This is a genomic window from Streptomyces sp. NPDC031418 (genome assembly GCF_055581605.1).
Map to the genome: position 1 here is coordinate 55,273 of NZ_JBVIJC010000034.1, position 14,930 is coordinate 70,202.

The window sequence follows — 14,930 nt, forward strand, 5'->3', positions numbered from 1 at the left end:
CGGATCACCTGTTCTTCGAGCTCAGACGGCGCGGCGCGCATCCTGCTGGAACACCCACGTGCGGTAGACGACGAAACGGAATGCGGAGGCGAGCACGATCGACAGCGCCTTCGCCAGGTTCGACCCGGCCACGCTGTGCAGACCGAAGCCGTGGTAGCCGACCCAGAACAGGCCGATCTCCATCAGCACGCCCAGCCCGCTGAAGACGAAGAACAAGACGATCTGGCTGCGGCTGCGCGAGGACCGGTCGCGATAGGTGAAATAGCGGAAGCCCAGGTAATTCGTCGCCATCGCGATAACGCTGGCCAGGACCGTGGCGGTCATCGCCTGCCAACCCAGCCCGTGCAGCAGCAGGTTGAAGATCAGGAAATTGACGAGGACACCGCTGCCGCCGACAATCCCGAATTTCACGACCTCCAGCACGACACGCGTGACGGGCCGGGCCGGTGCCGGCGCGGGGGGCGCGACCGGGCGGATCTCGGTGAGGTTCACAGTCACACGGCAGACCCTATCCGAAAGGCACCGATGAGCAGGAAACGGTAAATTCACCGATCATTTTTGGCTAAGGCTTCGCAAGAAACGGAACGCCCCGGGCCGATGTCCCGTCAGCCCGGGGCGTTCTCCGTCTCGTACGACGACGAGGTCGACTACGAGGTCGACTACGAGTCTCGTACGGCTACGAGTGCGTGCGCAGCAGCGTCCGCATCGTACGCATCGCCACCGACAGGTTGGCGAGGTCGAAGGAGTCCGAGCCGCGGATCTCCTCCAGGGTGGTGCGCGCCCGGCTCAGAATGGGCGCGTTCTTCTGCTCCCATGCCTTGAACCGCTGCTCCGGCGTCGAGGTGCCGTTGCCCACCGCGAGGACGTCCGCGGTGAGCGCCGCGTGCGCCGCGTACAGGTCCTCGCGGATGGAGGCGCGGGCCATGGACTGCCAGCGGTCGTTGCGCGGCAGCTCGATGATGCGGTCCATCAGCTGGGTGATGCTGAGCCGGTCGGCGAGGTCGTAGTACACCTCGGCGACGTCCAGCGGCTCCTTGCCCATGCGGTCGGCGACCGACACGATGTCGAGCGTCGGGAAGGCGGAGGAGAACCCGGCCACACGGGTGGCCAGCTCGTCCGGGACCCCGGCCGAGGACAGCTCGTCGTACACGTGCTGGTACCACTCCAGGTCCGCGCCGCGCAGCAGCTTCGGCAGCTCCTGCCAGACCCGCTCGACCCGCTCCGCGAAGAACTCGACGGTCTCGGCGAGCTGGAGCGGCTGCGGCCGGTTGTTGAGCAGCCAGCGCGTGCCGCGCTCGACCAGGCGGCGCGAGTGCAGCCGGATGCGGGTCTGCACGGCCGCGTCGACCCGGTTGTCCAGCGCCTCGACCGCGTCCCACACCGGTGCCGAGGAGAAGATCGCACGGGCCGCGGTCTGGGCGCGGACGATCTCCTCCAGCGAGGCTCCGGTCTCCTCGCGCATCCGGTGCAGATACGTCGTACCGCCCGTGTTGACCGTGTCGTTGACCAGCACGGTCGTGGTGATCTCACGGCGCAGCGGGTGGTTGTCGACCGCCTCGGCGAAGCGCTCGCGCAGCGCCGTCGGGAAGTACGCGTGCAGCAGGCTGCGCAGGTACGGGTCGTCCGGCAGCGAGGTGTGCAGCAGCTCCTCGGCGACCGTGATCTTCGTGTACGCCAGCACGACGGCCGTCTCCGGCCCGGTCAGGCCGTGCCCCTGGGCGAGCCGCTCGCGGATCTGCCGGTCGGCCGGCAGGAACTCCAGCGCCCGGTCCAGATGGCCCTCGCGCACCAGGTGGCGCAGGAAGCGCTGCTGGGCGTGGAGCATGTCCTTGGCCTGGAAGAGCGCGTTGGCGAGCGCGGTGTTCTGTGCGTAGTTGTTGCGCAGGACCAGCGCGCCGACCTCGTCGGTCATCTCGGCGAGCAGCTTGTTGCGCTGCTTGACGGTCATGTCGCCGTCCGCGACCAGGCCGTTCAGCAGGATCTTGATGTTCACCTCGTGGTCGGAGGTGTCCACGCCGGCGCTGTTGTCGATGGCGTCGGTGTTGATCTTGCCGCCGCTCATGGCGAACTCGATCCGGCCGAGCTGGGTCAGGCCCAGGTTGCCGCCCTCGCCGACGACCTTGACTCGCAGGTCCTTGCCGTCGACGCGGATGGCGTCGTTGGCCTTGTCGCCGACGTCGGCGTGGGTCTCGGCGGACGACTTCACGTACGTGCCGATGCCGCCGTTCCACAGCAGGTCCACCGGGGCCTGGAGGATGGCCTTCATCAGGTCGGCCGGGGTCATCTTGGTGACCTTGTCGGGGATCCCGAGGGCCTCGCGGATGTGGGCGTTGAGCTGGATCGACTTGGCGCTGCGCGGGAAGATCCCGCCGCCCGCCGACAGCAGCTCGGTGTTGTAGTCGGCCCAGCTGGAGCGGGGCAGCTCGAACAGGCGGCGGCGCTCGGCGTAGGAGGTGGCCGCGTCCGGGTTCGGGTCGATGAAGATGTGCCGGTGGTCGAAGGCGGCGACCAGGCGGATGTGCTCGGAGAGCAGCATGCCGTTGCCGAACACGTCACCGGACATGTCACCGATGCCGACGACCGTGAAGTCCTCGCTCTGCGTGTCCACGCCCAGCTCGCGGAAGTGCCGCTTGACGGACTCCCAGGCGCCGCGCGCGGTGATGCCCATGCCCTTGTGGTCGTAGCCCGCGCTGCCGCCGGAGGCGAAGGCGTCACCGAGCCAGAAGTTGTACTTCTCGGCGACGCCGTTGGCGATGTCCGAGAAGGTCGCGGTGCCCTTGTCGGCCGCGACGACCAGGTAGGTGTCGTCGCCGTCGTGCCGGACGACGTCCTGCGGGGGCACGACCTCGCCGGCCACCATGTTGTCGGTGATGTCGAGCAGCGCCGAGATGAACGTCTTGTAGCTGGCGATGCCCTCGGCCAGCCACGCGTCCCGGTCCACGCCCGGGTCCGGCAGCTGCTTGGCGACGAAGCCGCCCTTGGCGCCCACCGGCACGATGACGGTGTTCTTCACCATCTGCGCCTTGACCAGGCCGAGGATCTCGGTGCGGAAGTCCTCGCGCCGGTCGGACCAGCGCAGGCCTCCGCGCGCGACCTTGCCGAAGCGCAGGTGCACACCCTCGACGCGCGGCGAGTACACCCAGATCTCGTACGCCGGGCGCGGCGCGGGCAGGTCCGGGATGGCCTGCGGGTCGAACTTCATGGAGACGTACGCGTGCGGCTTGCCGCCCTCCGCCTCCTGGAAGAAGTTGGTGCGCAGGGTCGCCTTGATGACGGTCAGGAAGGACCGCAGGATCCGGTCCTCGTCCAGCGAGGCCACCTGGTCGAGGGCCGCGTCGACCTCTTCGAGCAGCGCGTCGATCAGCTCGAGCCCGGCCTTCTGCCGGTCCGGGGACATCCGCGCCTCGAACAGCGACACCAGCAGCCGGGTGGTGTGCACGTTGTTGCGGAGGGTGTCCTCCATGTAGTCCTGCGAGAAGGTCGAACCGGCCTGCCGCAGGTACTTCGCGTAGGCGCGCAGCACCATCGCCTGCCGCCAGCTCAGTCCGGCGCTCAGCACCAGCGCGTTGAAGCCGTCGTTCTCCGCCTGGCCGGTCCAGGTCGCGGCGAACGCCTCCTGGAAGCGCTCACGGGCGTCGTCGCCGAGGTACTCGCCGCCGTGGCCCAGCGCCTTGGGCATGCGCAGACCGAAGTCGTAGATCCAGGCGGTCGTACGGTCCGCGCAGCGCAGTTCGTACGGCCGCTCGTCGGTGACCTCGACGCCGAGCCGGCTGAGGACCGGCAGCACCTTGGAGAGGGAGACCGAGCCGCCCTTCTGGTAGATCTTGAAGCGGCGCTCCTCCGGCGCGGCCCCGACCGGCTCGTACAGGCTCAGCGAGAAGATCTTGTCCTCGCTCAGCTGCTCCAGGTGGACGAGGTCGGCGACCGCCGCGCGCGGGGTGTGGTCGGCCTTGTAGCCCTCGGGGAAGGCGTTGTTGTAGCTGCGCAGCACCTCGGCCGCGCGCTCCTCGCCCAGCTCCGCGGTGAGCGCCTCGGCGAACGCGTCGGCCCAGGACCGGGCGGCCTCGACCAGCCGGGCCTCGATCCGCTCCTTGTCGGCGTCCGACAGCTCGGGCAGCTCGGTGCCCGGGGGGACGCGGACGACGAAGTGCAGCCGGGACAGGATCGACTCGGTGTTCCAGGCGGTGAAGTCGACGCTGACACCGCCCAGCTCCTCCTTCAGGATGTCGATGATCCTGAGCCGGACGCCGGTGGTGTAGCGGTCGCGCGGGAGGTAGACGAGCGCCGAGTAGTAGCGGCCGTACTCGTCCTGGCGCAGGTAGAGGCGCAGCCGGCGCCGCTCCTGGAGGTAGAGCACGCTGGTCACGATGGCCTGGAGCTCGCCGGCCGGGGTCTGGAACAGCTCGTCGCGCGGGTAGGTCTCCAGGATCTGGAGCAGGTCGCGGCCGTCGTGGCTGTTGGGCGAGAACCCGGCCAGCTCCAGCACCTCGTCCACCTTGCGGCGGATCACCGGGACCCGGCGCACCGACTCGGTGTAGGCGGCGGAGGAGAACAGACCGAGGAAGCGCCGCTCGCCGACGACGTTCCCGTCCGCGTCGAACTTCTTGACGCCGATGTAGTCCAGGTACGACGGCCGGTGCACGGTGGCCCGGCTGTTCGCCTTGGTCAGCACGAGCAGCTTGTGCTCGCGGGCCTTGGCGCGGGCGTCGGCCGGCAGCCGCTCGAAGGAGGGGCTGACCGGGTGCTGGTCGTCCTCGGCGTGGTGCGGGTCGGAGCGCAGGATGCCGAGCCCGGTGCCGGGCACGGCGGCGAGCGTGTCGTCGTCCCGCAGCTGGTACTCGCGGTAGCCGAGGAAGGTGAAGTGGTCGGTGGCGAGCCAGCGCAGCAGCTCGCGGGCCTCCTCGGCCTCCGGTGCGGGCAGGTCGGCGGGGAGCGGCTCGCTCTCCAGGCCGTCGGCGAGCCGGGCCGCCGCGTCCCGCATCTTCTCCCAGTCCTCGACGGCCTCGCGCACGTCGGACAGGACGCGCAGCAGGTCGGCGGAGATCTGCTTCAGATCGGCGCGGTCGGTCTCCCGGTCGATCTCGACATGGATCCAGGACTCGACGTGCGCGTCGTGCGGCAGCTCGCCGGTGGGCGGCGTCGGCAGCACCTCGAGGAGCTTGCCGGTCAGATCGCGCCGGACGACGAACTGCGGGTGGATGACGACATGGATGCCGCGCCCCTGCCGGGTCAGCTCATTGGTGACGGAGTCGACCAGGAACGGCATGTCGTCGGTGACGACCTCCACCACCGTGTGGCTGCACGTCCAGCCGTTCTCCTCCACGGTCGGGGTGTGCACGCGCACGTTCGCGGTGCCCTGCGGGCGGTTCTCCGCGAGACGGTAGTGCGACACCGCGGCGCCGAACACGTCGACCGGGTCGCGGCCGGCCAGGTCTTCCGGCGCGGTGTGCAGGTAGTAGCGCTGGAGGAACGCGAGGACTGATTCGCTGTCGGTGACGGCGGAGACGCCCGGGGTGTCCGGGGTGCCCTCGTCCGTCGTCCCGGTCGGTAGGTGCCCCCCGACCGGGCTGTTCTCAGCTACCCGGGCAGCCCTCTCGAGCAGCTCGGCCTTGGCTTCGTCCAGCTTGGTCTGCATTGTCCTCTGGCTCCTGTCGCGCGCCGTTGCGTGACGTAGAAGGAAAAACGGTCTCTTCCCCTCCGGTACAACGCCACGACCCGGGATCTCCGGTCCGTTCAGACGCTATGCCGCGAGGTGAGATGAGCGGGGGGTATTCGGCCATTCTGGGCGCACCCGTGGTGGCTGACGCTGCCCTCGGCACCGTCGTGTCCGGGGTCGTCCTCGGCGTCCGGGGAGCGTCCGCGCTCCCGTCCCGCCCGCGAAGACCAGCGACCGCCGCCCGGTCACGGAGGTGCTCCGTGCAACCCGGGCGCAGGGCAGGGACGGCGTCGTCCCCGCGAACTATCGCGCTGATCACGCCACAAGGCTATCGCCACTTACCCCGGGCCCGTCATGAGCCGTATGTGTACAAAACCGGGGGGTGAACTTTGACGTTCTGCACAGCGCCCCGGTGGGCACAGGTGACGTAACCGGTCCTGCCCAGACCGGTCCTGCCCCAAGGAGCTGACATCCGACATGGCCCCGAAGATCCTCATCGCCACCGGCGACGCAGCGGAGTCCCTCGAAGTCCTCTACCCCTACCAGCGCCTGCGCGAGGAAGGATACGAGGTCCACATCGCGGCCCCCACCCGCAAGACCCTCCGTTTCGTCGTCCATGACTTCGAGCCCGGCTACGACACCTACACCGAGAAGCCCGGCTACACCTGGCCCGCCGACCTCGCCTTCGGGGAGGTCGACCCGGACGCCTATGTCGCCCTGGTCATCCCCGGCGGCCGTGCCCCGGAGTATCTGCGCAACGACCCCGGACTGCGCAATATCGTCAAGGCCTTCCTCGACTCCGACCGGCCCGTCGCCCAGATCTGCCACGGTCCGCTGCTCACCGCCGCGATCGACGGCCTGCGCGGCCGCCGGGTCACGGCGTACCCCGCGCTGGAATGCGACATGCAGGCGGCCGGAGCGCGCTTCCAGGACACCGAGACGGTGGTCGACGGTCCTCTGGTCTCGGCGCGGGCCTGGCCGGACCATCCGGCGTGGATGCGGGAGTTCCTGAAGGTCCTCAGGAAGACCGCGCCGGCCGACTGAGACCGCCGCTGGTCGCGGATGCGCCGGGGGGCTGCACCGCCGGCGGAGTCGGCTAGGCCGCTATGCGCAGCGCCACCTCGACCGCCTCCGCCAAGGTGTCCACGACCGGCGCCCCGGCCTCCTCGAGGCTGTCCCGGCTGTGCGAGCCCCCGCTGTAGAGCACCGCACCGGCCCCCACCCGCCGAGCCGCGAGCGCGTCGTCCGCCGCATCGCCGATCACGACGGTCCGCGCGGGCTCCACCACCTCGCCCAGCGCCTCGAGGTGGCGCACCATGTGCTCGGCCTTGCTGCCCCCGGAGGGCCCGGTCCGCCCGTCGACGCGTATGAAGTGCGCCTCGATCCCGAACCCCCGCACCAGGGGCACCAGTTCCTCGTGCCCGTACATGCTCAGCAGCGACTGGCTGTGCCCCGCGGACCGCCACTCCGCCAGCAGCTCCGCCGCCCCCTCGGTCAGTCCGCACCGTATGCGGTGCTCGGCGTAGTGCCGGTGGAAGACCCCGTCCATTAGCTCCCACTCGGCGTCGGTCGGCAGCCGGCCGAGCAGCCGCTCGTAGAACCTCGGCACCGGCACGCAGTACAGCGACCGGTACTGCTCCAGCGTGATCGGCGCGAGCCCCAGCTCCGCGAAGGCCGCGTTCGTCGCCCCGATGATCGCGTCGTTGTCGTGGAACAGCGTGCCGTTCCAGTCCCAGACGATGTGCGCCCTTGCGTTCCCCATGCGAAAACCGTACCGGCCGCCACTGACAACGCCCCCGGCCGACCGCATGACCGCAGGTCGGCCGGGACGCGGGAGGGGACGGGTCAGGCGCGCCCGACCAGCTGGGGGATCTCCTGCGTGGCGTACCACAGCAGCTCGTGGTCGTCGGCGCCGTCCACGACGAACTGGGCGTCGTCGTCCCCGCCGTCCGCCGCCTGGAGCGCCTCCGCCGCCGCGGCCACATCCGCCCGGGCGTCGTCGGCGTCGACATGGACCGCCGCCGCCTTGGCCAGCGGCACCGTCACCCGCACGGTCACCTCGCCCAGCGCGGACGGGTCCAGCCCCCGGTCGGGGTCGACGCTCGCCGCGCCCTCGGGCACATCCACGGCGACCACGACCCGGCGCCGCTCCGCGTCCGGATCGGCGGCGAGCTGCCGCAGGGAGGCCAGCGCGGCGCGGCTGAGCGCCGCGTACTCCAGCTCCTCGATGTCGTCGGAGACGTACCACTCACGCAGCGCGGGGGTGACGGCGTACGCGACGAAGGGGCCGCTCCCCAGCTCCCCCGTCTGGTGCGCCGTGGCGAGACCGGGGAGGGTCAGGGGGACGTAGACGCGCATGCTGGCCGCTCTTTCCTGGTCAAAGGCTCCGCTGGAGGTCTCGGGGAGAGCGGCGGGCGCAGCTCCCGGAGGGCCTTCAGGATACGTGCGGCTGTCCCCTTTCGAGCCCCTGCCCGGGCCCCGGCCGGCGTCCACCCGGTCACGCCCAACTCACCCCCTCCGCCCGCTTCCCCCTGGGCTCCGCACCGCCCTCCGTCGCCTGGATGAGTGAATTCGTCCGCCCCTTCCGCTCCGCCCCCGCCACCCTTGTCACCCGGTTTCCCCGGCCCGTACAAGATCCCCACCAGCGAGTTACCGCCCGGTAGATCCGGGCCCGGCGGACGGGGATCCCCATGAACAAGGTCATGAGCCGCACGATCAAGGGCACGAGCCGCGTCGGCAACGACATGAGCCGGCCCCAGCCCCGCCCGCGCCACCGCCCGCCGACCCGCCACGACACGCGCCGCCCCGGCGGCGCCCCACCCCGGACGCCGAGCAGGACCACCCGCCCCCAGCCACCGCACACGGCGGCCGAGGCAGCCGAACGGACCCGTACGGCGCCTCAGACAGCCGAACCGGCCCGCGGGACGCCTCTCCCCGGGACGCCCCGCACGGCGCCCCAGACGGCCGTCACGCCCCCGCTGCCGGCCGTACCGCGGCCGCGTCCCCGCCCTCGCCCCACCGACCTCTTCGCCGACCGCCTGCTGGCCGTGCTGAGCGGCCAGCGGCCCGTGCACTGGATGCTCCGCCACACCGCGGGCCGCGCCTACGACGACCTGGCCCGGCTCGCCGCACGCGGCCCGCTGCGCGCCCGCGGCACACGCCCCGTCGTCCACGACATCGGCTACTACGTCGCCGCCGAGGGCGCCATCGAGGCCTTCGCCCGGATCTCCGCCGGCGACCAGCTGCGCGCCCTGGCCTTCCGCCTCGAACTGGGCGCCGACCTCCGCTGGCGCTGTACGGCGGTGGAGACGGCCGGCCCCGGGTCGCGCCCGCGCTCGGACGGCTGACCCCGGCGCGAGACCGGCGCGAGACCGACTGACCCCGGGTCGCGCCCGCGCTCGGACGGCTGACCCCGACGCGTCCCGGGGCGAGACCGACTGACCCCCGTGCCCCCGGCGCGGAACGCAAGCGGGCCGGATTCCCGAAGGAACCCGGCCCTGCCCGACTCTCAGCTCTCGAGGAGCCGCACGATGCCGCTACTTCTTACGGCGACGCCCGCCCTTGGCCTGCTTGCGCCGCTCGGCGCGGGTGAGGCCGTCGGCCTCGGAGCGCACCGGCTCGTCCTCCTCCAGGTCCCGCTCCACGATGCCGCCCTCGCCGTCCACCGTCGGCGCCGAGAAGTGCAGATCACGCCGCTGGGGCACATCGAGGCCCTTGGCGCGGATCTCCGGGCGGGCACCGGCCTGCGCCGGCACCGTGTCCTGGACGCCCTCACCGACCGGCTCGGCCTCCTCGACCGGCACCTCCTCGACCTGCTGCTCGACCTGGACCTCCAGGTTGAACAGGTAGCCGACGGACTCCTCCTTGATGCCGTCCATCATCGCGGTGAACATGTCGAAGCCCTCGCGCTGGTACTCGATCAGCGGGTCCTTCTGGGCCATCGCGCGCAGGCCGATGCCCTCCTGGAGGTAGTCCATCTCGTAGAGGTGCTCACGCCACTTGCGGTCGAGGACCGACAGCACGACCCGCCGCTCCAGCTCACGCATGATCTCGGAGCCGAGCTGCGCCTCGCGCGCCTCGTACTGCTCGTGGATGTCGTCCTTGATGGACTCGGAGATGAACTCGGCGGTCAGGCCGGCGCGGTCACCGGCGGCCTCCTCCAGCTCCTCGATGGTGACCTTCACCGGGTACAGCTGCTTGAAGGCACCCCACAGCCGGTCGAGGTCCCAGTCCTCCGGGAAGCCCTCGGCGGTCTCGGCCTGGACGTAGGCGTCGATCGTGTCGTCCATGAAGTGCTGCACCTGCTCGTGCAGGTCCTCGCCCTCCAGGACGCGGCGCCGCTCGCCGTAGATGACCTCGCGCTGCCGGTTGAGGACCTCGTCGTACTTCAGGACGTTCTTACGCGTCTCGAAGTTCTGCTGCTCGACCTGCGACTGCGCGGACGCGATCGCGCGGGTGACCATCTTGTTCTCGATCGGCACGTCGTCCGGCACGTTCGCCATGGACATCACGCGCTCGACCATCTGGGCCTTGAACAGGCGCATCAGGTCGTCGCCGAGGGACAGGTAGAAGCGGGACTCGCCCGGGTCGCCCTGACGGCCGGAGCGACCGCGCAGCTGGTTGTCGATGCGCCGCGACTCGTGCCGCTCGGTGCCGAGGACGTAGAGGCCGCCGAGGCTCTCGACCTCTTCCTTCTCGGCCTTGACGGCCGCCTCGGCCCGCTCCAGCGCGGCCGGCAGCGCCGCGGCCCACTCCTCGATGTGCTCCTCGGGGTCGAGGCCGCGCTGGCGCAGCTCCGCCTCGGCGAGGTCCTCGGGGTTGCCGCCGAGCTTGATGTCCGTACCACGGCCGGCCATGTTGGTGGCCACGGTGACCGCGCCCTTGCGACCGGCCTGGGCGACGATCGACGCCTCGCGCTCGTGGTGCTTGGCGTTCAGCACCTCGTGCTGGATGCCGCGCTTGCTGAGCTGCTGCGAGAGGTACTCCGACTTCTCGACGGAGGTGGTGCCGACGAGGATCGGCTGGCCCTTCTCGTGCTTCTCCGCGATGTCGTCGACGACCGCCTCGAACTTGGCGACCTCGGTGCGGTAGATCAGGTCCGACTGGTCCAGGCGGACCATCGGCCGGTTGGTCGGGATGGGGACCACGCCGAGCTTGTAGATCTGGTGGAACTCGGCGGCCTCGGTCATCGCCGTACCGGTCATGCCGGAGAGCTTGGAGTAGAGGCGGAAGAAGTTCTGGAGGGTGATCGTGGCGAGGGTCTGGTTCTCGTCCTTGATGTCCACCCCTTCCTTCGCCTCGATCGCCTGGTGCATGCCCTCGTTGTAGCGGCGGCCGGCGAGGATACGGCCGGTGTGCTCGTCGACGATCATGACCTCGCCGTCGATGACGACGTAGTCCTTGTCCTTCTTGAAGAGTTCCTTGGCCTTGATGGCGTTGTTCAGGTAACCCACCAGCGGCGTGTTCACCGACTCGTAGAGGTTGTCGATGCCCAGCCAGTCCTCGACCTTGCTGACACCGGACTCGTGGATGGCGACCGTGCGCTTCTTCTCGTCGACGTCGTAGTCGCCGGTCTCCTCGATGCCCTTGAGCGGGTTGCCCGCCTCGCCCTTCTTCAGCCGCGTGACCAGCTTGGCGAAGTCGCCGTACCACTTGGTGGCCTGGTCGGCCGGGCCGGAGATGATCAGCGGCGTACGGGCCTCGTCGATGAGGATGGAGTCGACCTCGTCGACAATGGCGAAGTTGTGGCCGCGCTGCACCAGCTCGTCCTTCGACCACGCCATGTTGTCGCGCAGGTAGTCGAAGCCGAACTCGTTGTTCGTGCCGTAGGTGATGTCGCACGCGTACTGCTCGCGGCGCTGGGCCGGCGTCATGTTGGCGAGAATGCAGCCGACGCTCAGGCCCAGGAACTTGTGGACGCGGCCCATCATCTCGGAGTCGCGCTCGGCCAGGTAGTCGTTGACCGTGATGAGGTGGACGCCGTCGCCGGACAGGGCGTTCAGATACGCGGGCAGCGTGCCGACGAGGGTCTTGCCCTCACCGGTCTTCATCTCGGCCACGTACCCCAGGTGGAGCGCGGCGCCGCCCATCAGCTGCACGTCGTAATGGCGCTGGCCGAGGACGCGCTTGGCCGCCTCACGGACCGTGGCGAACGCCTCGGGGAGCAGGTCGTCAAGGCTCTCACCGTCGGCGTAGCGCTGCTTGTACTCCTCGGTGAGGGCCCGCAGCTCGGCGTCGGAGAGGTTCACGAAGTCCTCTTCGATGGAGTTGACCTGGTCCGCGATGCGGTGCAGCTTGCGCAGGATCTTGCCTTCGCCTGCACGCATGATCTTCGAGAGGACGGACACGGGGGCTGGTCTCCTTGCCGGTCGGGCCTGGGACGGTCGGTTTTCCATGTGACGTACTGAGCAACGGCCATCGTATGCGAGGACCGCGCCGTGCCGGGAGGCCTGGCGCCCGACGGCTGCTTCACCCAGGACAACGGACGGCGCATCCGGATAGTGCCGCATCGGCGCGAGGAATTGTGCGAAATGTGATCACGTGCTCACGGATCGCTGAATCGAATGGCCCGCGCGCGGGTGGGTCGCGCAGAATCGGCCGATGGAACCCGTCACGCTCACCACGGACCGGCTGCGCCTGCGCACCGTCGGCCCGGCCGACACCGACGCCGTCTTCGCGGCCGTACAGGACCCGGACATCCAGCGCTGGACCACGGTCCCGTCGCCCTACCTGCCGGAACACGCCCTGAGCTTCACCGAGCAGCTGGTTCCCGACGGCTGGTCGCAGGGCTCGATGTTCACCTTCGGCGTCTTCCTGCCCGGCGGCGACCTGACCGGCATGCTCGCCCTCACCATGCGCACCCTGGGCACGGCCGAGATCGGTTTCTGGGCCGCCAAGGAGCACCGCGGCCGCGGCTACACCACCGAGGCCGCGCTCACCGCCTGCCGGTGGATCTTCACCGAGGTGGGCGTCGACCGTGTGGAGTGGCGCGCCGAGGTCGGCAACACCGCCTCCCGCGCGGTGGCCGAACGGGCCGGTTTCACCATCGAGGGCATCCTGCGCTCGGCCGTCAACAACAAGGGCGTACGCCGGGACTGCTGGGTCGGTTCCCTGCTCCCCTCGGACCTGGGCCTGCCTTCCACCGCGCCGTACCTGCCCGCGCGCGAGCGGTGAAACAGCAGCTCACGCGGGATTGTCAGTGGCTCCCTCTATCGTCCGGCACATGACGACCCTTCCGCGCCCGACCATCACGCTCACCGCGGACGACGCCCGCCGTATCGCCCTGCGGGCCCAGGGCTTCCTCGGCGCGCCCGACCGGCGGGCCGGTGTCCGCGGGGTGCTGCGCCATCTCGGCGCGGTGCAGCTCGACACCATCTCCGTCCTCGCCCGCTCCCATGAACTCGTGCCGTACGCCCGCCTGGGAGCGGTCGGCCGCAAGACGGTCGAGGCCGCGTACTGGAAGGACACGCACGCCTTCGAGTACTGGTCGCACGCGGCCTGCCTGCTGCCCATCGAGGAGTGGCCGTACTTCGCCTTCCGCCGCCGCGCGTACCGCTCCCGCCCGCACTGGCACCACGCGCTGCCCGACGGCGCCTACGACCAGGTCATCGAGCAGCTGCGCGCCGAGGGCCCGCTCACCGCGACGGAGCTGGGCGGCGCCAAGAGGACCAGCGAGTGGTGGGACTGGTCCGGCACCAAGGTCGCCGTGGAGCGCGCGCTGATGTACGGCGAGGTGGTGTGCGTGGAGCGGCGCGGCTGGAAGCGGGTGTACGACCTCGCCGAGCGCGCGGTCCCGCAGTCGCTGCTGCACGACGGGCTGGACGACGCCGAGTGCCTGCGCCGTCTGGTCCGGCTGGCCGGTGAGTCCCTCGGCGTCGGCACCCGCGCGGACATCGCCGACTATCACCGGCTCAAGGGCGAGCAGGTGGACGCGGTGATCGCCGACTCGGGTCTGGTCCCGGTGGAGGTGGAGGGCTGGGGGCGTCCGGCGTGGGCGGATCCCGCGGCGCTGGCGACCCCGCCGCGCGGCCGCCACCGCACCACCCTGCTGTCACCGTTCGACTCACTGATCTGGGAGCGGGCGCGGACGGAGCGGATCTTCGGCTTCACCCATCGCCTGGAGGCGTACGTCCCCCGGCAGAAGCGGGTGCACGGCTACTTCGCGATGCCGGTGCTGGCGGGCGGCCGGCTGGTCGGGCGTGTCGACCCGGCCCGCGAGGGCAGCACGCTGGTGGCGAAACAGGTCACCCTGGAGAACGCGAAGGCGGTCCCGGCGGTCGCCCAGGCCCTGGTCGAGGCGGCGAGCTGGGTGAACTGCACGGACGTCCGGGTCGAACTGGTCGGCGACCCCGCGCTGCGCGCCCCGCTGACCCGGGAACTGGCCCGCGCCCTCGGCTGAGAAACCGGACTACCGGATCTCCAGGATCTTCTCCCGCATCGCGTAGACCACGGCCTCCATCCTGGAGTGCAGCTGAAGCTTCTCCAGGATGTTGCGGACGTGGTTCTTCACGGTGTTCTCGGAGATGAACAGCTCCTTGGCGATGTCCCGGTTGTTCATCCCGGTGGCGACGAGCTTGAGCACCTCCAGCTCACGGTCCGTCAGCCGGGGCGCCGGGACCAGCCGCCGCTCGTCGGTGCGCTGGATCATCGACTTGAACTCGGTGAGCAGTTTCGACGCCATCGACGGGCTGATCTGCGACTGTCCGTCGGCCACCGCGCGAATCGCGGTCGCCACCTCGTCGGTCGAGATCTCCTTGAGGAGATATCCGGTCGCTCCGGCCTTGATCGCGTCGTAGAGGTCGGCCTCCTCGTCGCTGATCGTCAGCATGATGATCTTCGCGCTGGGGGCGACCTCCTTGATGGAGGTGCAGGCCTCGATCCCGCCGCGCTTGGGCATGCGGACGTCCATCAGCACGATGTCGGGCAGCAGATCGGCGGCCTTGTCGACGGCCTCGGCCCCGTCGCCCGCCTCGCCGACGACCTGGATGTCCTCCTCGGCGGCGAGCACGATCTCCAGGCCGCGCCGGAAGAGGGCGTGGTCGTCCACGACCAGGACTCTGATCGGCTCCTTGCGTACGGAGCCCGCATCGGAGCCCATGCCGATGACATCGTCGTCGGCGTCCTCGTCCCGCATCGGTCCGAAGGTGTCCGCCATCGTTCCTCCCCCTGAAGGCTGTGGCCTGTGGTTCTGTGCCATCGCCAATCCAAGGCAGTGGCCCACCCGTTGGGCCGTGCGGCCATGATTCCATGCCCGGGCGACACGGAGGTGACATGC

General features: G+C 70.2%; 10 protein-coding genes. 4 read left to right on the forward strand and 6 right to left on the reverse strand.

Annotated elements, in window-relative coordinates:
* Nucleotides 1-21: 21 nt before the first annotated feature.
* Nucleotides 22-498 (reverse strand): GtrA family protein, encoded by a 477-nt coding sequence (locus tag ACZ5CZ_RS35905; RefSeq protein ID WP_385847336.1) that lies wholly within the window; start codon nt 496-498, stop codon nt 22-24.
* Between the two features lie 178 nt (nt 499-676).
* Nucleotides 677-5,635, reverse strand: coding sequence for an NAD-glutamate dehydrogenase (locus ACZ5CZ_RS35910; protein WP_468948917.1), 4,959 nt, complete (start codon nt 5,633-5,635; stop codon nt 677-679).
* A gap of 498 nt (nt 5,636-6,133) precedes the next feature.
* Here ACZ5CZ_RS35910 and ACZ5CZ_RS35915 point away from each other — a divergent pair, with 498 nt between their 5' ends.
* Nucleotides 6,134-6,700 carry a DJ-1/PfpI family protein gene (locus ACZ5CZ_RS35915; RefSeq protein WP_385847334.1) on the forward strand — a complete coding sequence of 189 codons (567 nt, stop codon included), beginning with the start codon at nt 6,134-6,136 and terminating at the stop codon, nt 6,698-6,700.
* A gap of 52 nt (nt 6,701-6,752) precedes the next feature.
* Here the strand turns inward: ACZ5CZ_RS35915 and ACZ5CZ_RS35920 are convergent, their stop codons facing one another.
* The gene (locus ACZ5CZ_RS35920; RefSeq protein ID WP_468948920.1) at nt 6,753-7,418 is read right to left on the reverse strand and encodes an HAD family hydrolase; all 666 of its coding nucleotides are present in this window, start codon (nt 7,416-7,418) and stop codon (nt 6,753-6,755) included.
* 83 nt (nt 7,419-7,501) lie between these two features.
* Complete coding sequence (locus tag ACZ5CZ_RS35925; RefSeq protein WP_385847332.1) at nt 7,502-8,014, reverse strand: DUF6912 family protein; 513 nt, start codon at nt 8,012-8,014, stop codon at nt 7,502-7,504.
* Nucleotides 8,015-8,358: 344 nt separating this feature from the next.
* Here ACZ5CZ_RS35925 and ACZ5CZ_RS35930 point away from each other — a divergent pair, with 344 nt between their 5' ends.
* A complete protein-coding gene (locus ACZ5CZ_RS35930) occupies nt 8,359-9,003 on the forward strand; it encodes an Rv3235 family protein (protein ID WP_468948922.1) in 645 nt (214 codons plus the stop codon).
* Between the two features lie 189 nt (nt 9,004-9,192).
* Here ACZ5CZ_RS35930 and secA read toward each other — a convergent pair whose 3' ends face one another.
* Entirely contained in the window at nt 9,193-12,003 is a 2,811-nt protein-coding gene (gene secA, locus ACZ5CZ_RS35935; protein WP_385847329.1) for a preprotein translocase subunit SecA, read from the reverse strand.
* A gap of 253 nt (nt 12,004-12,256) precedes the next feature.
* Between secA and ACZ5CZ_RS35940 the strand changes: the two genes are divergently transcribed.
* On the forward strand, nt 12,257-12,829 hold the full coding sequence (locus ACZ5CZ_RS35940; protein ID WP_385847328.1) for a GNAT family N-acetyltransferase: 573 nt from the start codon (nt 12,257-12,259) through the stop codon (nt 12,827-12,829).
* Between the two features lie 49 nt (nt 12,830-12,878).
* On the forward strand, nt 12,879-14,054 hold the full coding sequence (locus ACZ5CZ_RS35945) for a winged helix-turn-helix domain-containing protein (protein ID WP_385847327.1): 1,176 nt from the start codon (nt 12,879-12,881) through the stop codon (nt 14,052-14,054).
* A 9-nt stretch (nt 14,055-14,063) separates the two neighbouring features.
* Here ACZ5CZ_RS35945 and ACZ5CZ_RS35950 read toward each other — a convergent pair whose 3' ends face one another.
* Nucleotides 14,064-14,810, reverse strand: coding sequence for a response regulator (locus tag ACZ5CZ_RS35950; protein ID WP_385847326.1), 747 nt, complete (start codon nt 14,808-14,810; stop codon nt 14,064-14,066).
* Nucleotides 14,811-14,930 lie beyond the last annotated feature (120 nt).